Here is a 19,092-nt window from a genome sequence, read left to right as displayed (position 1 = left end):
GGCGTCACCGAGGCGGGCCCGGCCTTCCAGGGCACCATCAAGTCGGCGGTCGCCTTCGGCGCGCTCCTCTCCCAGGGCATCGGCGACACCATCCGCGTCTCCCTCTCCGCCCCGCCGGTGGAGGAGATCAAGGTCGGTATCCAGATCCTGGAGTCGCTGAACCTGCGCCGGCGCGGCCTGGAGATCGTCTCCTGCCCGTCCTGCGGCCGCGCCCAGGTCGACGTCTACAAGCTGGCCGAAGAGGTCACCGCCGGTCTGGAGGGCATGGAGGTCCCCCTCCGCGTGGCCGTCATGGGCTGCGTCGTCAACGGCCCCGGCGAGGCCCGCGAGGCCGACCTCGGCGTCGCCTCCGGCAACGGCAAGGGCCAGATCTTCGTCAAGGGCGAGGTCGTCAAGACCGTCCCCGAGTCCAAGATCGTGGAGACCCTCATCGACGAGGCCATGAAGATCGCCGAGCAGATGGAGAAGGACGGCGTGATCTCCGGCGAGCCCTCGGTCTCCGTCGCGGGCTGATCCGCCCGCCGCTGCCGCGTCGCCCTGGAGGCGGCGCGGCATATGCACGACAGGTACAGTGCGGAGACCAGCAGATCTCAGGGTGAGGCCCCCGCACGTGTTGACGCAGACCACTTCCCGCGTGCTCGAACCGAGCGACCTGGAAGCAGCGCTCGCCGTCCTCGACCGCGAGCCGGTCGCCAACGCCTTCGTGACCGCCCGCGTGCAGATCGCCGGCCTCGACCCGTGGCGCCTGGGCGGCGAGATGTGGGGCTGGTACGAGCACGGCATGCTCACGTCCCTGTGCTACGCGGGCGCCAACCTCGTCCCCATCTGCGCCACCCCGCGCGCCGTCCGCGCCTTCGCCGACCGCGCCCGCCGGGCCGGCCGCCGTTGCTCCTCGATCGTCGGCCCGGCCGGCCCGACCACCCAGCTGTGGCGGCTGCTCGAACCGGGTTGGGGCCCGGCCCGCGAGGTCCGCACCCACCAGCCCCTGATGGTCACCGACCGGCTCCCCGACGACATCGCCCCGGACCCCTACGTCCGCCGCGTCCGCAAGGACGAGATGGAACGGATCATGCCGGCCTGTGTGGCGATGTTCACCGAGGAGGTCGGCATCTCCCCGATGGCCGGCGACGGCGGACTGCTCTACCAGGCCCGGGTCGCCGAACTCGTCGGCTCCGGACGCTCCTTCGCCCGCTTCGACGCCGACGGCAGGGTCGTTTTCAAGGCCGAGATCGGCGCCGCCACCGACCGCGCCTGCCAGATCCAGGGCGTGTGGGTACACCCCGAGTACCGCGGCAAGGGCCTGGCGGCACCCGGCATGGCGGCGGTCCTGCGCTACGCCCTCGCGGACGTCTCCCCGGTGGCGAGCCTCTACGTCAACGACTTCAACACGGCGGCACGACGGACGTACCTGCGCGTCGGGTTCCGGGAAGTCGGTGCCTTCATGAGCGTCCTGTTCTGATCCCGCGGCGGTTCCCGGCACACCACCTGCACCGGCACCGCAACCGGAACGCCCCTGTAGGCTCCCCGGCATGGACCTCGTGATCGGCCCACTGGACCTCTCCGCGCACGTGGACGAGGCCCTGGCGGTCCAAGCCGCCGCGTTCGGCCTCGGCCCCGACGAGGTGGCCGTCCGCCGTCAGATCGTCCTGCGCCACATGACCCACCCCGGAGCCAGAGCCCTCGGCGCCACCGTCCGGGACCGGCTCGTCGGCTTCGTCTACGGCATGCCCAACGACCGCGCCCACTGGTGGTCCACGGTGGTCGAGCCCTACCTGCGCGCCCAGGACACCGACGCCTGGCTCGACGACTCCTTCGTCATCACCGAGCTGCACGTCCACCCGGCGCACCAGAACCACGGCGCGGGCCGCGCCCTGATCACCACGATCACCGACGCCGCCACCGAACCCCGCTCGATCCTCTCCGCGATCGACACCGAGAGCCCCGCCCGCGGCCTCTACCGCTCCCTCGGCTACCAGGACCTCGCCCGCCGGGTCCTCTTCCCGAGCGCCCCCAAGCCGTACGCGGTGATGGGCGCCACGCTCCCGCTGCACCGGCCGGCCGGTCGATAACCGATTTCCACCGCACCGGACCACCCGGCTAACCTCCTAGCACCACCCTTACGCAGCAGGAGACACGAGAACCATGGCCAACGCACCGGTCCAGCGCATGTCGAAGTTGATGGCGAAGACGCTGCGCGACGACCCGGCGGACGCCGAGGTCCTCAGCCACAAGCTGCTGGTCCGCGCCGGCTACGTGCGCCGCACCGCCGCCGGTCTGTGGAGCTGGCTGCCGCTGGGCAAGAAGGTCCTCGGCAACATCGAGCGCATCGTCCGCGAGGAGATGGACGCCATCGGCGCCCAGGAGGTCCAGCTCCCCGCCCTGCTGCCGCGCGAGCCGTACGAGGCCACCGGCCGCTGGGACGAGTACGGCCCCGAACTCTTCCGGCTCCAGGACCGCAAGGGCGGCGACTACCTCCTCGGCCCGACCCACGAGGAGATCTTCACCCTCCTCGTCAAGGACCAGGCGTCCTCCTACAAGGACCTGCCGGTCATCCTCTACCAGATCCAGAACAAGTACCGCGACGAGGCCCGCCCCCGGGCCGGCATCCTGCGCGGCCGCGAGTTCCTCATGAAGGACTCCTACTCCTTCGACGTCGCAGACGAGGGCCTCGCCGAGTCCTACGCCCTGCACCGCGCCGCCTACCAGCGCATCTTCGAGCGGCTGGGCCTCGACTACCGCATCGTCGCGGCCACCGCCGGCGCCATGGGCGGCTCCAAGTCGGAGGAGTTCCTGGCCCCCGCGGAGGCCGGCGAGGACACCTTCGCGGACTGCCCGAACTGCGACTTCGCCGCCAACACCGAGGCGATCACCTACGGCCTCGCGCCGGTGGACGCGACCGGCGTCCCCGCCGCCGAGGACATCCCGACCCCCGACACCCCCACCATCGAGACCCTGGCCGCCTCCCTCGGCGTCGAGGCATCCGCCACGCTCAAGAACCTCCTCGTCAAGGTGGGCGGCGAGATCGTCGCCGTGGGCGTGCCCGGCGACCGCGAGGTCGACATGGACAAGGTCGAGGCGCACTTCGCCCCCGCCGCCGTCGACCTGGTCACCGCCGAGGACTTCGTCGGCCGCCCCGACCTGGTCCGCGGCTACGTCGGACCGCAGGGCCTGGGCGAGAAGGTCACGTACATCGCCGACCCCCGCGTCGCGCCGGGCACCGCGTGGATCACGGGCGCCAACAAGGCCGACACCCACGCCAAGAACGTCGTGGCGGGCCGCGACTTCGAGGTCGACGCCTACGTCGACGTCGTGGTCGTCCGGGAGGGCGACCCCTGCCCCAAGTGCGGCACCGGCCTGAAGCTGGACCGCGCCATCGAGATCGGCCACATCTTCCAGCTGGGCCGCAAGTACGCCGACGCCCTCAAGCTCGACGTCCTCGGCCAGAACGGCAAGCCGGCCCGGGTCACCATGGGCTCCTACGGCATCGGCGTCTCCCGCGCGGTGGCCGCCCTCGCCGAGCAGCACGCCGACGACAAGGGCCTCGTCTGGTCCAAGGAGGTCGCCCCGGCCGACGTCCACGTCGTCGCGGCGGGCAAGGCCCTGCAGACCGAGCTGGCCCTGGAGGTCTCCGACAAGCTGGCCGCGGCCGGGGTCCGCGTCCTGGTCGACGACCGCGCGGGGGTCTCTCCCGGCGTGAAGTTCACCGACGCGGAACTCATCGGCGTCCCGCAGATCCTGGTGGCGGGCCGCCGCTCCGCGGAGGGCGTCGTCGAACTGAAGGACCGCCGCACGGGGGAGCGCGAGGAAGTAACGGTCGAGGAGGCCGTCACCCGCCTCACCAGCTGAACGCGGGGCGTTGCGGCGCGGGTTGCCGGGCGTGGGCCCAACGGCCCGGGGTTTCCTCGCCCCCGGCGCGGGTGGGCCATGCGGCCCGGCGCCGCCTTGGGTGCGGGCGCGGGGTGAGGTGCGCGGCCCGGCGCTGACGGGGTGCCGCTGCGCCCACCCGTGCCGCCATGGGGGCACCCCCTCTGGGGGAGGCACGACTGCCCGCAGCGGCGGGCGGCGTGGCGCTGTTCGCCGCGACGGCGGGGGGCCGCGAGCGGCGAGGAGGGGCAGTGGCGCGTTGGCGGCCGGCAGCCGCGTACGGCGGGAAGGGAGGGCGTGTCGGGGGGTGTCGCCCGCAGCGGTTGGCGCGTCCGCGCCGGGAAGTTCTGTGGCCGACCGATTCCGCGCCGTTCCGAGGACGGACACCCCCCCGGCGCGGCCCCGACCCACTCACCGAACCCAAGCCGCTACCCACACCCCCACCGAACCCGCGCAGGCGCCGCAGGCACCCGCACCACATTCGCGCAGGCGCCGCAGGCACCCGCACCACATTCGCGCAGGCGCCGCAGGCACCCGCACCACACCCGCGCAGGCGCCGCCAGGCACCCCGCGCCACCGCCGGAGGCCGCGTCACAGCCAGTCCGCGAACTCCAGCAGCAGCTCCGCGTCCTGCTCCCGCCCCACCTGTCGGGCCCGTACCCCCGACTCCACCGCCCGGAACAGCGTCCAGCCGCGCAGCCGCTCCTGATCGACCTCCAGCGACTCCGCGAGCCGCTTGATCCGCCGCCGCGTGGTGGACGCCCCCGAAGGCTGGGCGATCAGATCCTCCACCCGGTCCCGCACCAGCCGTGCCAGGTCGAACGCGCTCTCCCCGACCACCGGATCGGGCCCCACCGCCAGCCACGGCATCCGGTCCCCGGCGAGCACCTTGCTCTGCCGGAACGTGCCGTGCAGCAGCCGCTTCTCCGGCGGATCGGCCAGCAGCTCCTCGCGAGCCGCGAGCGCCGCGTCGACCAGCGGCGCCACCTCCGCGTCGGCCGCCGCGCCCGCCCGCATGGCCTCGGCCTGCCGCCCGGTCCGCTCGGCCACGGTCTCGAAGCAATGCGAGGGGGGCGGCTCCACCCACAGCCGCCGCAACGTCCCCGCGGCCTCCAGCAACGCCTTCGCCTCCGGCAACGACCGTACCGACACGTCCGGATGCAGCCGCTCGAGCAGCAGCACGCCGTCCTCGGCCTTCTCCACGGCCCCCTCGTCGCGCACCTGCACGGCACCCAGCCCACCCCAGTGCGCGAGTGCGGCCCGCTCGCTCTCCGGGCGCGCCCGGCGCGGGGCGAGCTTCAGCACCGCGGGCGCCCCCTCGGCCGTCCGCACCAGCACCACCAGGCTGCTGCGCCCGCCGGGCACCTGCACCCGCTCCACGGCCAACTCCCGCACCGCCACGGCCCGCTCCGCCGCTTCGGGCAGCTTCGCCAGCCAGTCGTCACCCTCCGGTGCCGTCTCGCCGAGCGCCCTGATCAAACGCCGCGGCGGTTCGAATGCCATGCGCGAGCCGTTCCCTTCCCGTACGGAAAGCCGTACGCGTTACGCAGTCGGTGAAGCCGTCGCCGACGAAGCCGCCGGTCCCGTCGCCGTGCCGGAGGCATCCGGTGCAGGACCCCGCCCGGCAGGCGTGCCGGCCGCCCGCTCGGCGAGCCCTGGGAAGGCTACGCTCCCGCCCCGCCAGCGTGCCGCGCGGACCGCCGCCTCCCGCAGCGCACCGGCCGCCGCGGCCCGCCCGTCACCCTCGGCCGCCCGCACCAGGTCGGAGTAGACCCCCGCCACCCGGTCCTCCAGCTCGGCCGCCAGCCGCACCGCCGCCGCCGGGTCCGGCACCGAGAACGGGAGCGCGTACCCCGCCGCCGCGGCGACCGGTTCACCACCCACGTCCCGTACGTCGCGCGCCAGCGCGTCCCGCCGCGCCCGGTGCGCGTCGTACGCCGCCCGTGCCTCGGTGCGCCGTTCCTCGCCGATCCGCCCGCCGACGACCCCGTAGCCGTAGACCGCCGCGTGCTCCGCCGCCAGCGCCGCCTGGAGGGCGTCCAGCCGCCCGTCCTCCGCCTTGCTCACCCGTCACCCTCCGTCAGCAGAAACACGTGGGCCGCCCCGGCCGCCGCGACCGAGGCCAGCAGCCGAGCCGACTCGCCCGGCACGTCGAGCAGCTCCTCGGCCCGCCGGTCGGCCAGTTTCCGCTCGGCGTCGACGAGGAGGGCCAGGGCGCCCTTCTCGTCCGCCGGCACGGCACCGGCGTCACCGGCCGTCGGCCCGGCGGCCCGCGCGGAGGCGGAGACCGGGGGCGAGGGCGAGGGCGAGACAGAAGGAGACGCAGTCGACGACGCCTGAGGCGAGGCCGCCCGCACTCCACCGAACGCCTCCGCGTGCCGTACGACCTCCTCCCGCAGCGGTCCCAGCCGCTCCGCCAGCCCGGGATGGGCCGCGATCACCGCCGCGTACCGCCCGGCCAGCGCTTCGCTGTCCCGGGCCGCACGCGCGCGTGCCCGGTCGGCGGCCGACGGGACGGTCCCGGGACCGTCGGAGTCCGAACCTCCGGTGCAGCCGACGAGCAGGGCGGCCCCGGCGGCCGACGTGAGCAGGCTCCTTCTGCGCGGCCCCCGGGGCGGGCGCGGCGATGGGGGAAGCGACACGGCAGACGTCCTCGACAGGCTCGTACGGAAGCGGAGGCAAAGCGACGGCGGAGCGACGGGCGACGCGCCGGGAACCCGCGGTGCGGCCTGCGGCCCGTCCGTGATCACGGTACCCGTGTGCCGCCCGGGCACCACTCACCGGCAGCAGCACGGGCCCGAACCGGCGCCTTTGAACCCGGACGGGCCCCACCGGCCCCGGACCGGCCCGCCGCACGGGGTGGACGGCAACACCCCCCGGGACCGGATACCCTTTGACCAGACACGCGCACCGTCCCACAACAGCACACGCGGCCGAGGAGTCACCCGGATGAGCACCACCCAGAGCGAGAGGCTGCGAGAGCTGCTGGAGCCGCTCGTCGCCTCCCAGGGACTGGACCTCGAAGAGATCGCGGTGGACTCGGTCGGCCGCAGGCGTGTACTGAGCGTGGTCGTCGACTCCGACACCGGAGCGGACCTGGACCGGATCGCCGATGTGAGCCGCGCGCTCTCGGTGAAGCTCGACGAGACCGACGCGATGGGCGACGGGGAGTACACCCTCGAGGTCGGCACTCCGGGCGCGGAGCGCGCACTCACCCAGCACCGCCACTACGTGCGCGCCACGGACCGCCTGGTCCGGTTCCAGCTGCGCGAGGGCGGCGAACTGGTCGCCCGCATCCTCGCCGTGGACGAGGACGGACTCGACCTCGAGGTGCCGGGCGTCAAGGGCCGCAAGGCCACCACCCGCAGACTTCCCTTCGGCGACATCGACAGGGCACGCGTCCAGGTCGAGTTCAACCGCAAGGACGCCAAGAACCCCGGAAACCCCGGGGACACGGACAGCGACACCGACGACAACACGAAAGAGGAGGAGGCGTAGCCGTGGACATCGACATGAGCGCCCTGCGGGGCTTGGTACGGGAGAAGGAGATCTCCTTCGAGCTGCTGGTCGAAGCGATCGAGTCGGCCCTCCTCATCGCCTACCACCGCACCGAGGGAAGCCGCCGGCACGCGCGCGTGGAGCTCGACCGGAACACCGGCCATGTGACCGTGTGGGCGAAGGAGGACCCCGACGACCTCGAGGAGGGCCAGGCGGCCCGCGAGTTCGACGACACCCCGTCCGACTTCGGCCGCATCGCCGCCACCACCGCCAAGCAGGTCATCCTGCAGCGGCTGCGGGACGCCGAGGACGACGCGACGCTCGGCGAGTACGCAGGCCGTGAGGGCGACATCGTCACCGGCGTGGTCCAGCAGGGCCGCGACCCGAAGAACGTGCTGGTCGACATCGGCAAGCTGGAGGCCATCCTGCCGGTGCAGGAGCAGGTGCCGGGCGAGGACTACCCGCACGGCGCGCGGCTGCGGTCCTACGTCGTCCGCGTGGCCAAGGGCGTGCGCGGCCCGTCCGTGACGCTGTCGCGCACGCACCCCAACCTGGTGAAGAAGCTGTTCGCCCTCGAGGTGCCGGAGATCGCAGACGGGTCCGTCGAGATCTCCGCGATCGCCCGTGAGGCCGGCCACCGCACCAAGATCGCCGTACGCTCCACCCGCTCGGGCCTGAACGCCAAGGGCGCCTGCATCGGCCCCATGGGCGGCCGGGTGCGCAACGTCATGGGTGAGCTGAACGGCGAGAAGATCGACATCGTCGACTGGTCGGACGACCCGGCCGAGATGGTGGCGAACGCGCTCTCCCCGGCCCGCGTCTCCAAGGTGGAGATCGTGGACCTGGCGGCCCGCTCCGCACGCGTGATCGTGCCCGACTACCAGTTGTCGCTGGCCATCGGCAAGGAGGGCCAGAACGCCCGGCTCGCGGCCCGGCTGACCGGCTGGCGGATCGACATCCGCCCGGACACCGAGCAGCCTGACGAGCGGCCGTCGGACCCGTCGTCCGGCGGTCACGGGGAATAGATCCAAGCCGCACGCCGCTGAGATCACGACAGCTTTGCGTGCGGCACGTGTTCGATTCTTGCCCCGAAGGGGTGAGGTCGGTCCGGGGAGGTAGACTTAGCGGTGTCTGGCCGGACACGTACCCGAGCATGCCCCGAGCGCACCTGCGTGGGGTGCCGGGAGCGAGCGGTCAAGAGCGAGCTGCTGCGCACCGTCGCGGTCGAGGGTCATTGCACCCCTGATCCACGCGGTACGCTGCCCGGCCGGGGTGCGTACGTACATCCCGTTCCGGTCTGTGTCGACCAGGCAGTGCGCCGCAAGGCGTTCCCGCGGGCGCTCCGCGTCCCGGGTCCGCTCGACGTAAAGGCGTTGCGCCACTACGTCGAGCAGGCACAAGGTTGCAGCAACGCCGCCGAAGGCGGCGTGTGAGCAACGTGGTAAGGAAGACACGCCGCGCGGAACCCCGCGCGGTCTGGTACCTCGCGAGTCGAAAGCAGGTCGAGATTGCGATGAGCACTCGATGAGTACGCGATGAGTACGCCCATGAACTAGCGACGGTCCGGACGCAACCCGGACCTCAGAGGAGCGAAGTGGCTAAGGTCCGGGTCTACGAACTCGCCAAGGAGTTCGGTGTCGAGAGCAAGGTCGTCATGGCCAAGCTCCAGGAACTCGGTGAATTCGTCCGTTCGGCGTCTTCGACGATCGAAGCGCCCGTAGTACGCAAGCTGACAGACGCCTTCCAGCAGGGTGGCGGAAACGGCCGGTCCGCCGGTCGTCCCGCGGCCCCCAAGAAGGCTGCCCCCAGGCCGTCGGCGCCCGCCCCGGCGCAGGCGGCCCGCCCGGCCGCGCCCCGTCCGGGTCCCGCGGCTCCGGCGGCTCCCAAGCCTCCGGCCGCCCAGCAGCCCGAGGCCCCGTCGGCCCCCGCGCCGGCACCCTCCCAGGGTCCGCGCCCGACGCCGGGCCCCAAGCCCGCGCCGCGTCCGGCCCCGGCCGCCCCGGAGTTCACCGCTCCGCCGGCCGCCCCGGCCGCTTCGTCCCAGGCTCCGGCCGGTCCGAAGCCCGGTGGCGCGCGTCCCGGTGCCCCCAAGCCCGGCGGCGCCCGTCCGTCCGGTCCGGGTCAGGACCGCGGTCAGCAGGGCGGCCAGGGCCGTCCCGGTGGCCAGCGTCCCGGCGGTCGTCCCGGCGGTCCGCGTCCGGGCAACAACCCCTTCACCTCCGGCGGCAACGCCGGTATGGCCCGCCCGCAGGCGCCCCGTCCGCAGGGCGGTCCCCGTCCGGGCGGTCCCGGTGCTCCCGGCGGCGGCCCGCGTCCGCAGGGTCCCGGCGGCCAGGGCGGCGGTCCCCGTCCCCAGGCTCCGGGCGGCAACCGCCCGACCCCGGGCTCGATGCCGCGTCCGCAGGGCGGCCAGGGCGGTCCCCGTCCCGGTGGTCCGCGTCCGAACCCCGGCATGATGCCGCAGCGTCCCGCTGCCGGCCCGCGTCCCGGCCCCGGTGGCGGCGGTCGCGGTCCCGGCGGTGCCGGTCGTCCCGGCGGCGGCGGTCGTCCGGGTGGCGGCGGCGGCTTCGCCGGCCGTCCCGGTGGTGGCGGCGGCGGTCGTCCGGGTGGCGGCGGCGGTTTCGCCGGCCGTCCCGGTGGTGGCTTCGGTGGCGGCGGTGGCCGTCCCGGCTTCGGCGGTCGTCCCGGTGGTCCGGGTGGCCGCGGTGGCACGCAGGGCGCCTTCGGCCGCCCCGGCGGTCCCGCGCGTCGCGGTCGCAAGTCGAAGCGGCAGAGGCGCCAGGAGTACGAGGCCATGCAGGCCCCGTCGGTCGGCGGCGTGATGCTGCCCCGCGGCAACGGCGAGACCATTCGCCTGTCGCGCGGTGCGTCGCTCACCGACTTCGCGGAGAAGATCAACGCCAACCCGGCGTCGCTCGTCGCGGTCATGATGAACCTCGGCGAGATGGTCACCGCGACCCAGTCCGTCTCCGACGAGACGCTCCAGCTCCTCGCCGGCGAGATGAACTACACGGTTCAGATCGTCAGCCCGGAGGAGGAGGACCGCGAGCTGCTCGAGTCCTTCGACCTGGAGTTCGGCGAGGACGAGGGCTCCGAGGAGGACCTGGTCGTCCGTCCGCCGGTCGTGACCGTCATGGGTCACGTCGACCACGGTAAGACCCGACTGCTCGACGCCATCCGCAAGACGAACGTCATCGCGGGCGAGGCCGGCGGCATCACCCAGCACATCGGTGCCTACCAGGTCGCGACCGAGGTCAACGAAGAAGAGCGCAAGATCACCTTCATCGACACCCCGGGTCACGAGGCGTTCACCGCCATGCGTGCCCGCGGTGCCCGGTCGACCGACATCGCGATCCTGGTCGTCGCGGCCAACGACGGCGTCATGCCGCAGACGGTCGAGGCGCTCAACCACGCCAAGGCGGCCGAGGTCCCGATCGTCGTCGCGGTCAACAAGATCGACGTCGAGGGTGCCGACCCGACCAAGGTGCGCGGTCAGCTGACCGAGTACGGTCTGGTGGCCGAGGAGTACGGCGGCGACACCATGTTCGTCGACATCTCCGCCAAGCAGGGTCTGCACATCGACTCCCTGCTGGAGGCCGTGGTCCTCACCGCGGACGCCTCGCTCGACCTGCGGGCCAACCCGAACCAGGACGCGCAGGGCATCTCCATCGAGTCCCGTCTCGACCGCGGCCGCGGTGCCGTGGCGACGGTCCTCGTGCAGCGAGGCACCCTGCGGGTCGGCGACACGATGGTGGTGGGCGACGCCTACGGCCGCGTCCGCGCCATGCTCGACGACAACGGCAACAACGTCGCCGAGGCGGGTCCGTCCACGCCGGTCCAGGTGCTGGGTCTGACCAACGTCCCGGGCGCCGGTGACAACTTCATCGTGGTCGAGGAGGACCGTACGGCCCGCCAGATCGCGGAGAAGCGCGCCGCCCGCGAGCGCAACGCCGCGTTCGCCAAGCGCACGCGCCGCGTGTCGCTGGAGGACCTGGACAAGGTGCTGAAGGCCGGCGAGGTCCAGCAGCTCAACCTGATCATCAAGGGCGACGCGTCCGGATCGGTCGAGGCGCTGGAATCCTCCCTGCTCCAGCTGGACGTCGGCGAAGAGGTCGACATCCGCGTCCTGCACCGCGGCGTCGGTGCGGTCACGGAGTCCGACATCGACCTGGCGATGGGCTCCGACGCCATCGTGATCGGCTTCAACGTGCGCGCCGCCGGGCGTGCCGCGCAGATGGCCGAGCGCGAGGGTGTGGACGTCCGGTACTACTCGGTCATCTACCAGGCGATCGAGGAGATCGAGGCGGCCCTCAAGGGCATGCTCAAGCCGGAGTACGAAGAGGTCGAGCTGGGCACGGCGGAGATCCGCGAGGTCTTCCGCTCCTCCAAGCTGGGCAACATCGCGGGTGTTCTCATCCGCTCCGGCGAGGTCAAGCGCAACACCAAGGCGCGCCTCCTGCGCGATGGCAAGGTCATCGCGGAGAGCCTCAACATCGAGGGGCTGCGTCGCTTCAAGGACGACGTCACCGAGATCCGCGAAGGCTTCGAAGGCGGTATCAACCTCGGAAACTTCAACGACATCAAGGTCGACGACGTCATCGCGACGTACGAGATGCGCGAGAAGCCGCGGGTGTAAGTACCGCGACTTCCGGGAGTGACCGGTCCGGGGCCGTCGGCGGAGCACAATATCCGTCGATCGGCCCCGGCCGTTCGTTGTACGGTTCTGATGTCCCCGCCCGTTCGCGGCGGGGCCATCGATCCCGGACCGGCGGGTGAACCGGTTGCACATGTATGTGGGGACGCTGTCCTTCGACCTCCTCCTCGGCGACGTACATTCGCTGAAGGAGAAGCGCTCCGTCGTCCGCCCGATCGTCGCCGAACTCCAGCGGAAGTACGCGGTGAGCGCGGCGGAGGTGGAGCACATGAACCTCCATCGCCGGGCGGTCGTCGGCCTGGCCGTGGTGTCCGGCGACGCGGGCCACCTCAGCGACGTGCTCGACCGGTGCGAGCGGCTGGTGGCCGGCCGCCCCGAGGTGGAACTGCTGTCCGTCAGACGGCGCCTCCACGGCGACGACGACTGACCAGATCGGGCAGAAGGCCAGATCAGGCAAGAGAAGAAAGAACGGGAGACGGACCAGTGGCCGACAACGCGCGGGCGAAAAGGCTGGCGGACCTCATCCGAGAGGTGGTGGCCCAGAAGCTGCAGCGCGGGATCAAGGACCCGCGGCTCGGCTCGCACGTCACCATCACGGACACCCGGGTCACCGGTGACCTGCGGGAGGCGACCGTCTTCTACACGGTCTACGGGGACGACGAGGAGCGGAAGGCCGCCTCCGCCGGACTGGAGAGCGCCAAGGGCATCCTGCGCTCCGAGGTCGGCAAGGCGGCGGGTGTGAAGTTCACGCCGACCCTGACCTTCGTCATGGACGCCCTGCCGGACACCGCCCGCAACATCGAGGACCTCCTCGACAAGGCGCGGCAGTCCGACGAGAAGGTGCGCGAGGCGTCCGCGGGCGCCGCGTACGCGGGCGAGGCGGACCCGTACCGCAAGCCGGGCGAGGACGAGACCGAGGCCGAGGCCGACGAGACGGACGACACCGCTAAATGACCGAGAAGCACACCACGCCCGACGGCCTTGTCATCGTCGACAAGCCGTCGGGCTTCACTTCGCACGACGTCGTCGCCAAGATGCGGGGCATCGCCCGCACCCGGCGCGTCGGGCACGCCGGCACGCTCGACCCGATGGCGACGGGCGTCCTGGTCCTCGGTGTGGAGCGGGCGACCAAGCTCCTCGGGCACCTCGCCCTCACCGAGAAGGAGTACCTGGGCACCATCAGGCTCGGGCAGACGACGCTCACGGACGACGCCGAGGGCGAGATCACGGGGTCGCAGGACGCCTCGAAGGTCACCCGGGAGGCGATCGACGCGGGCGTCGCCGAGCTGAGCGGCGCCATCATGCAGGTGCCGTCCAAGGTCAGCGCCATCAAGATCAAGGGCGTGCGCTCCTACAAGCGGGCGCGCGAGGGCGAGGACTTCGAGATCCCCGCCCGCCCGGTCACCGTCTCCTCCTTCGCGGTGCACGACGTCCGGGACGCCGTCGCCGACGACGGCACCCCGGTGCTCGACCTGGTGGTCTCCGTGACCTGCTCCTCCGGCACCTACATCCGGGCCCTCGCCCGCGACCTGGGCGCCGGCCTCGGTGTCGGAGGGCACCTCACGGCGCTGCGCCGCACCCGCGTCGGGCCGTACAAGCTGGACGCGGCGAAGACCCTCGACCAGCTCCAGCAGGAGCTGACCGTCATGCCCGTCGCGGACGCGGCCGGTGCCGCCTTCCCGCGCTGGGACGTGGACACCAGGCGGGCCCGGCTGCTCACCAACGGCGTACGCCTGGAGATGCCCGGGGAGTACACGGGCGTCGGTGCCGTCGCCGTCTTCGATCCCGACGGGCGCCTGCTCGCGCTCGTGGAGGAGCACAAGGGCAAGGCGAAGAGCCTGGCCGTCTTCGGCTGAGCCGGCCCACCGACGGCCCCGCCCGTGGAGCGGCGATCACGGGGACTACCACAGTCGCCGCTCCACGGTCCCCCCTCGGTTCCCCCACCCCCTAGGTTGTATCCAACCCACCCCTTCTGTTCACCCGTCCGGGCAGGCGCTCGGAGTGAACCGGGGGAGTGGAAGGGGGCGCGTTCGCCAGGAGATCTGTCCCGCTGATCATCACGCGCCTACCGTCGAACACACAGCACGGGTGTACGGCGGGGAGGTTCGACGATGGCGTCGCGCAACCGGTCCCGGGAGGCGACGGGCGGCACGGTGGGGGAGCGGCCCGGGGACGGTTCCCGGCAGGCGCGGGGCGGCCCCCCGGCCGTCCGGGAGACGGCTCCCGCAGGGTACGCGCCCGACGCCGCCCTGATCCGCGTCCACGACCTCGCCGGCCGGCCCCGCGGCACCGGGTTCGTCGCCGACCACCACGGCACGGTGCTCACCAGCCACGAAGCCGTCGACGGCCTGTCCCGGCTGGTCGTCAGCACCGCCGGGGACCGCCGCCGCGTCGTGGCCGCCGCCGACGTGACCCCGCTGCCCGCCCTCGGCCTGGCCCTGGTGCGCACCGGGGGCCTGGGCGTCGAGCCGCTGCCCCTGACAGCGCGGGACCGCGTCGAGGCCGGGACCTACGTCCGCATCGCGGCGGGCGGCTGGCGCGAGGCCCGGGTCCTGGGCGCCACCGACGTCACCTACGCGGCCACCGACCGCTTCCACCTCCTCGGCGACGCCCTGGAACTCGCCGTCGGCACGGCCGGGCGGGACGCCCTGCGACTGGGCGGCGGCGCGGCCGGCGGGCCCGTCCTCGACGTGACCACGGGCGCCGTGCTCGGCGTCCTCGGCACCGCCCTCAGCTCCGGCCACAGCGACGTCGGCTTCGCCGTACCGCTGCGCCGCGCGGCGGCCACGGGCCCGCTCGCCGGCCTCCTCGCCGAGAACGCGGCGACGGTCCCGGCGTACGGCGCCGACCTCAACCTGGCCGGTGTACTCGCCCTCACGGCGACATCGGTCACGGAGGGGAACCCCGCCGCCGGTCCGGGCGGTGGAGCCGGCCGGGTGCAGCCGGTGGAACGCGCCGGGACGGCCCGCGAGTTCGCCGCCTTCGCCGCGAGTCCCGCCCGCGTCCTCGGCCTGGTCGGCGCGCCGGGCAGCGGCCGAACGACCGAGCTGGCGGCCCTCGCCGCCCGCCGGTCCCGGGGCCCGGAAGCGGCGCCCACGCTCTGGCTGCGCGGGGCCGACCTGCACGACGACGACATGTCGCTGGCGGACGCGGCTCGCCGGACGCTGGCCAGGGCGGCCCGCATCGTGGCCGCCTCGGACCCCACCCGCCCCGCCGGCCTCGGCGACATCGGCCCGGAGCGCCTCGCCCGGCTGGCCCGCACCGCCGGACGGCCTCTCCTGATCCTCCTCGACGGCCCCGAGGAGATGCCGCCCGTCCTGGCCCACCGCCTCCCCGAGTGGACCGAGGGCACGGCGGGCTGGCTGCGGGAGACGGAAACACGGCTCGTGGTGGCCTGCCGCGCGGAGTACTGGGAGCACGCGGGGGCGGAATTTCCGAGGGAGCTGCTGTACGGAGCGGACGCCGGGGGGCCGGGGCCCGGCGCCGCCGGTGCCGGCGGCCGAGCGGCGGGGGCAGCGGGGGCAGGGTGGCTGCCCGGAGCTTCCGCCGGGGGCGGGCGGGGGCTCCGGGAGCCGGTGTCGGGGACGACCCGCGCCGTGCCGCCGCTCGGCGCGGTCGGCAGGGCGCCGGGGCCGGAACCGGCCGGCGGCGCGCCGGCAGCCGGGGCGACCCCCGGGGCGCCCTGGCCGCCTCCCGCCGTCGGTGCGGCCGGAGCGGGGCCAACGCCCGGCACACCGGACGGGTTCCCGCCCTGCGTCCGTCTCGGCGAGCTGCGCGGCGACGAGGCCCGACAGGCGCGCGCCCGCCACCGCGTACCGGAAGGCGTCCTGGCGGAACCGGACGCCGGTCACCCCCTCACCCTCCGCCTCCTCTCGGAGGTGCAGGCCGCCCTCCCCGGCACCCCGGCCCCGGTGCCCGTCGCCCGCGACGCGGTCTTCGCGGCCCACCTGGACCTGATGTGCCTGCGCGTCGCCGACCGCCTGGCCGGGGAGAACGGCCTGCACGGCACCGCCGTGCGCCGGCTCGCGGCAAAGGTCTCCGGGCAGGTCCACGAGGCGGCCCGGCGCATCCTCGGGCCCGGCCGGGGCGGCCTCGACCGGGAGTCCTTCGAGGCGCTGTTCCCCTGGGGGCCGGCCCCGGCCCGGCTGGGCGGCGGCACCGGCTGGGCGCCGGCCGTGCTCGCCGAGGGCCTGTTCGTCCCGGCGGGCAGCGGCTACCGCTTCGCGCACGAGGGACTCGCCGACTGGATCCAGGGCACCCACCTCGACCTGGACGAGGCCCTGCGCGCCCTCGTCCACCGTCGCGACACCCCGCACGGCACCCACACCCTCCCCGTCCCGCACCACCGCATCGGCTCCGTCGTCGAGGCCGTCCTGCTCCTCGGCCGACTGCACGGCGTGCCCCAACTCGCCCTGACCCTCGAAGAGCTGGTGCACGCCCTGGATCTCGACCCGCACTCCTGGTGGGCCGCCCGGCTGCTGGCCGAGGTGCTGACCCGCGTGCCCGATCCGACGCCCTGCACGGAGGTGCTGCGCCTGCTCGCCGACGGCATCGCGGAACGGGAAGGGGAGGGCCGGCCGGCGCCACGGGTGTTCGGGCCCGGGTTCTGGACGTCCCTGCGCCTGCCCGAAAGCACCCGGCTCGACCTGCTGCGCCGCCTCGTCCTCGCCGACGGCCCCCCGCACGCGCCCGGCCCCCGCCACCTCGACACCGTGGCCGCACTGCTCACCGCCGACCCCGCGGCCGTACAACCGCTGCTCGTCCGCTGGTTCGACGACGAGCGGCCACTGCCCGCCACGCCGCACGCCACCGTCGCGACGGCCGCGCAGGCGCTGCTGCACACCCACCGCCACCGCGGCCTGGACGGACTCACCGAGGTACTCGTCGACAGCACGCACCGACGCGCCGACGAACTGCTCGCCGTCCTGGCCGAGGAGGAGCCGTCGGCGCTCTGCCGCGCGGTGGAGCGGTGGGCGCGCGACGAACGCCCGGCACGGCAGAGCGCGGCGGTCACCCACGGCCTGCGCGCCGCCCCGCACGCACGCACCGGCGCCGACCGCACCCTGCTCCGCCACGCCGCCCTGGTGCTGCTCGCCGGCCCCTCCGACAGCCCCCTGCGAGGCGGCGCACTGGCCCTGCTCGTCCAGGACCCGGACTGCCGGGACCGGCACCTCCCGAGGGCCCTCGACCACTTCGCCGCCTGCGACCCGTACCTCCCGCCGAGCGCGGTGGCCGCCGCCCTGCCGACCCACCCCGAGCCCGTCCTCGAGGCCTTCCGGGCCCGCCTGCTCGGCCCGGACGCCGGTGAGGCGCTGCGCAGGCTCGCCGACGCCACCACGCCCGCGCTGGCCCACCGGGTGGCCGCGCTCGTCGGGCGGGGCGTGGCGGAGCGCCCCGAGACCGCCGGGCACCTGGCCGCGTACGTCGACCGCCGCCTCGACCGGGACCCCGCACCCCGCGCCGTACTCCTTCCCCTGGTCACCCGACTCCTGGACGAGGGTCCCGAGCCGGTGCGGGCCGCGCTCGCCGGGGTGCTCGCCGCCGACGGGGCCGCGGCGGGCGCGCCGCTCCGCCGCGAACTGCGGGAGCACCTGCTCGCCCGCGAGCACGAACCCGCCGTCCTGGACGCGTTGCTGCACGCCGCCGCCCGCTGCGAGGGCGAGGAGCTGCGGGCGCTCGTCCACCGCACCGGGCTGCTCCTGGTGCGCACCCCGGACGGCGCCACCCGCTTCGACCGTGCCCTGGTCGACCTGGCCCGCCACCTCCCCGGGTTCGCCACCGGGCTGACCGGTTGGCTCACCGAGGCGCCCCAGGACTGGGCCGCACTGGTGGGCCCGAGCACCCGCCGCACGATCGAGCACCTGGCGGGCGTCCGCGTCCCCGCCTGACCAGGCCCCCGGCCCCCGCCACCGGCCGTCGGTCCCGACCCCTGCTCCCACCACGACCCCGGCCCGGCCCGCACGGCGTGCACCCGGTCACAGCGCCGATGCCGATGCGGGCGGGAGCCGGACGGCATGGCACCCTTAGACCTGCGCAAGGGTCACCACGGAAACCATGGAAACCACGGAAGCACCAAGGAGCGGACACAGTGCAGCGCTGGCGTGGCTTGGAGGACATCCCCGAGGACTGGGGACGCAGCGTCGTCACCATCGGCTCCTACGACGGCGTCCACCGCGGGCACCAGCTGATCATCAGGCACGCCGTGGACCGCGCCCGCGAGCTGGGCGTCCCCGCCGTCGTCGTCACCTTCGACCCGCACCCCAGCGAGGTCGTCCGCCCCGGCAGCCACCCGCCGCTGCTCGCCCCGCACCACCGCCGGGCCGAACTGATGGCGGACCTGGGCGTGGACGCGGTGCTGATCCTGCCCTTCACCAAGGAGTTCTCCAAGCTCTCCGCGGCCGACTTCGTGGTCAAGGTCCTGGTCGACCGGCTGCGCGCCAAGGCGGTCGTCGAGGGCCCCAACTTCCGCTTCGGCCACAAGGCCGCCGGTAACGTGGACTTCCTCACCGAGCAGGGCAAGGTCTACGACTTCGAGGTCGAGGTCGTCGACCTGTACGTCACCGGCGAGGCGGGCGGCGGCGAGCCGTTCTCCTCCACCCTGACCCGCCGCCTGGTCGCCGAGGGCGACGTGGCGGGCGCCGCCGAGATCCTGGGCCGCCCGCACCGCGTCGAGGGCGTGGTCGTGCGCGGTGCCCAGCGCGGCCGCGAGATGGGCTTCCCGACGGCCAACGTCGAGACCCTCCCGCACACCGCGATCCCCGCCGACGGCGTCTACGCCGGCTGGCTGCACGCCCAGGGCGAGGCGATGCCGGCCGCGATCTCCGTCGGCACCAACCCGCAGTTCGAGGGCACCGAGCGCACGGTCGAGGCGTACGCCATCGACCGCGTGGACCTCGAGTTGTACGGCCTGCACGTCGCCGTGGACTTCGTGGCCTTCGTCCGCGGACAGGCCAAGTTCGAGACGCTGGACGCGCTGCTCGTGCAGATGGCCGCGGACGTGGACAGGTGCCGCGAGATCACCGCGACGGACGCCCCCGGGCACTGATGCCGACGGCCCGGGCGGCGGCTCCCTCCGC

The 19,092-nt window shown here is 74.0% G+C and carries 16 protein-coding genes; 13 read left to right on the top strand and 3 right to left on the bottom strand.

The genetic code is table 11. The features are described 5' to 3' along the window. The 4 genes from ACIQFU_RS36420 to ACIQFU_RS36405 form a co-directional block, all read left to right on the top strand. Positions 1–513: flavodoxin-dependent (E)-4-hydroxy-3-methylbut-2-enyl-diphosphate synthase (locus ACIQFU_RS36420; RefSeq protein ID WP_402557482.1), on the top strand; the 513-nt coding region annotated here is incomplete at its 5' end. 97 nt (positions 514–610) lie between these two features. Further along, on the top strand, positions 611–1,459 hold the full coding sequence (locus ACIQFU_RS36415; protein ID WP_402557481.1) for a GNAT family N-acetyltransferase: 849 nt from the start codon (positions 611–613) through the stop codon (positions 1,457–1,459). Between the two features lie 70 nt (positions 1,460–1,529). After that, positions 1,530–2,069, top strand: a complete 540-nt coding sequence (locus ACIQFU_RS36410) for a GNAT family N-acetyltransferase (RefSeq protein ID WP_402557480.1) — start codon at positions 1,530–1,532, stop codon at positions 2,067–2,069. A gap of 73 nt (positions 2,070–2,142) precedes the next feature. Then, positions 2,143–3,846, top strand: a complete 1,704-nt coding sequence (locus ACIQFU_RS36405) for a proline--tRNA ligase (protein WP_402557479.1) — start codon at positions 2,143–2,145, stop codon at positions 3,844–3,846. A 609-nt stretch (positions 3,847–4,455) separates the two neighbouring features. Here the strand turns inward: ACIQFU_RS36405 and ACIQFU_RS36400 are convergent. The 3 genes from ACIQFU_RS36400 to ACIQFU_RS36390 are packed head-to-tail and all read right to left on the bottom strand — an operon-like array spanning position 4,456 to position 6,506. Then, the gene (locus ACIQFU_RS36400; protein ID WP_402557478.1) at positions 4,456–5,367 is read right to left on the bottom strand and encodes an aminoglycoside phosphotransferase family protein; all 912 of its coding nucleotides are present in this window, start codon (positions 5,365–5,367) and stop codon (positions 4,456–4,458) included. Positions 5,368–5,406: 39 nt separating this feature from the next. Beyond that, positions 5,407–5,931 carry a ferritin-like domain-containing protein gene (locus ACIQFU_RS36395; RefSeq protein WP_402557477.1) on the bottom strand — a complete coding sequence of 175 codons (525 nt, stop codon included), beginning with the start codon at positions 5,929–5,931 and terminating at the stop codon, positions 5,407–5,409. Then, entirely contained in the window at positions 5,928–6,506 is a 579-nt protein-coding gene (locus tag ACIQFU_RS36390) for a hypothetical protein (RefSeq protein ID WP_402557475.1), read from the bottom strand. The genes ACIQFU_RS36395 and ACIQFU_RS36390 overlap by 4 nt, the downstream gene beginning before the upstream one ends. A gap of 307 nt (positions 6,507–6,813) precedes the next feature. Here ACIQFU_RS36390 and rimP point away from each other — a divergent pair, with 307 nt between their 5' ends. The 9 genes from rimP (at position 6,814) to ACIQFU_RS36345 (ending at position 19,061) form a co-directional block, all read left to right on the top strand. Next, positions 6,814–7,362, top strand: a complete 549-nt coding sequence (gene rimP, locus ACIQFU_RS36385; protein WP_402557473.1) for a ribosome maturation factor RimP — start codon at positions 6,814–6,816, stop codon at positions 7,360–7,362. 2 nt (positions 7,363–7,364) lie between these two features. Continuing rightward, positions 7,365–8,387: a transcription termination factor NusA gene (gene nusA / locus ACIQFU_RS36380; protein ID WP_402557472.1), complete on the top strand. Its 1,023-nt coding sequence runs from the start codon at positions 7,365–7,367 to the stop codon at positions 8,385–8,387. A 102-nt stretch (positions 8,388–8,489) separates the two neighbouring features. Beyond that, positions 8,490–8,795: a YlxR family protein gene (locus tag ACIQFU_RS36375; protein WP_402557470.1), complete on the top strand. Its 306-nt coding sequence runs from the start codon at positions 8,490–8,492 to the stop codon at positions 8,793–8,795. 161 nt (positions 8,796–8,956) lie between these two features. Next, complete coding sequence (infB, locus tag ACIQFU_RS36370) at positions 8,957–11,998, top strand: translation initiation factor IF-2 (RefSeq protein ID WP_402557469.1); 3,042 nt, start codon at positions 8,957–8,959, stop codon at positions 11,996–11,998. Positions 11,999–12,149: 151 nt separating this feature from the next. Continuing rightward, on the top strand, positions 12,150–12,443 hold the full coding sequence (locus ACIQFU_RS36365; RefSeq protein WP_064730112.1) for a DUF503 domain-containing protein: 294 nt from the start codon (positions 12,150–12,152) through the stop codon (positions 12,441–12,443). Between the two features lie 56 nt (positions 12,444–12,499). After that, entirely contained in the window at positions 12,500–12,970 is a 471-nt protein-coding gene (gene rbfA / locus ACIQFU_RS36360) for a 30S ribosome-binding factor RbfA (RefSeq protein WP_402557468.1), read from the top strand. Continuing rightward, positions 12,967–13,872: a tRNA pseudouridine(55) synthase TruB gene (gene truB, locus ACIQFU_RS36355; protein WP_402557467.1), complete on the top strand. Its 906-nt coding sequence runs from the start codon at positions 12,967–12,969 to the stop codon at positions 13,870–13,872. Before rbfA ends, truB begins: the two co-directional genes overlap by 4 nt. 255 nt (positions 13,873–14,127) lie before the next feature. Continuing rightward, the gene (locus ACIQFU_RS36350) at positions 14,128–17,904 is read left to right on the top strand and encodes a trypsin-like peptidase domain-containing protein (RefSeq protein WP_402557466.1); all 3,777 of its coding nucleotides are present in this window, start codon (positions 14,128–14,130) and stop codon (positions 17,902–17,904) included. 200 nt (positions 17,905–18,104) lie between these two features. Beyond that, positions 18,105–19,061: a bifunctional riboflavin kinase/FAD synthetase gene (locus ACIQFU_RS36345; RefSeq protein WP_402557465.1), complete on the top strand. Its 957-nt coding sequence runs from the start codon at positions 18,105–18,107 to the stop codon at positions 19,059–19,061. The last annotated feature ends 31 nt before the right edge of the window (positions 19,062–19,092 follow it).

Origin of the sequence: Streptomyces sp. NPDC093065 (assembly GCF_044754585.1) — a bacterium.
Taxonomy (GTDB): Bacteria; Actinomycetota; Actinomycetes; order Streptomycetales; family Streptomycetaceae; genus Streptomyces.
Note: the sequence above shows the minus strand (reverse complement) of the source record. Positions and strands in the feature narration are given on the sequence as shown.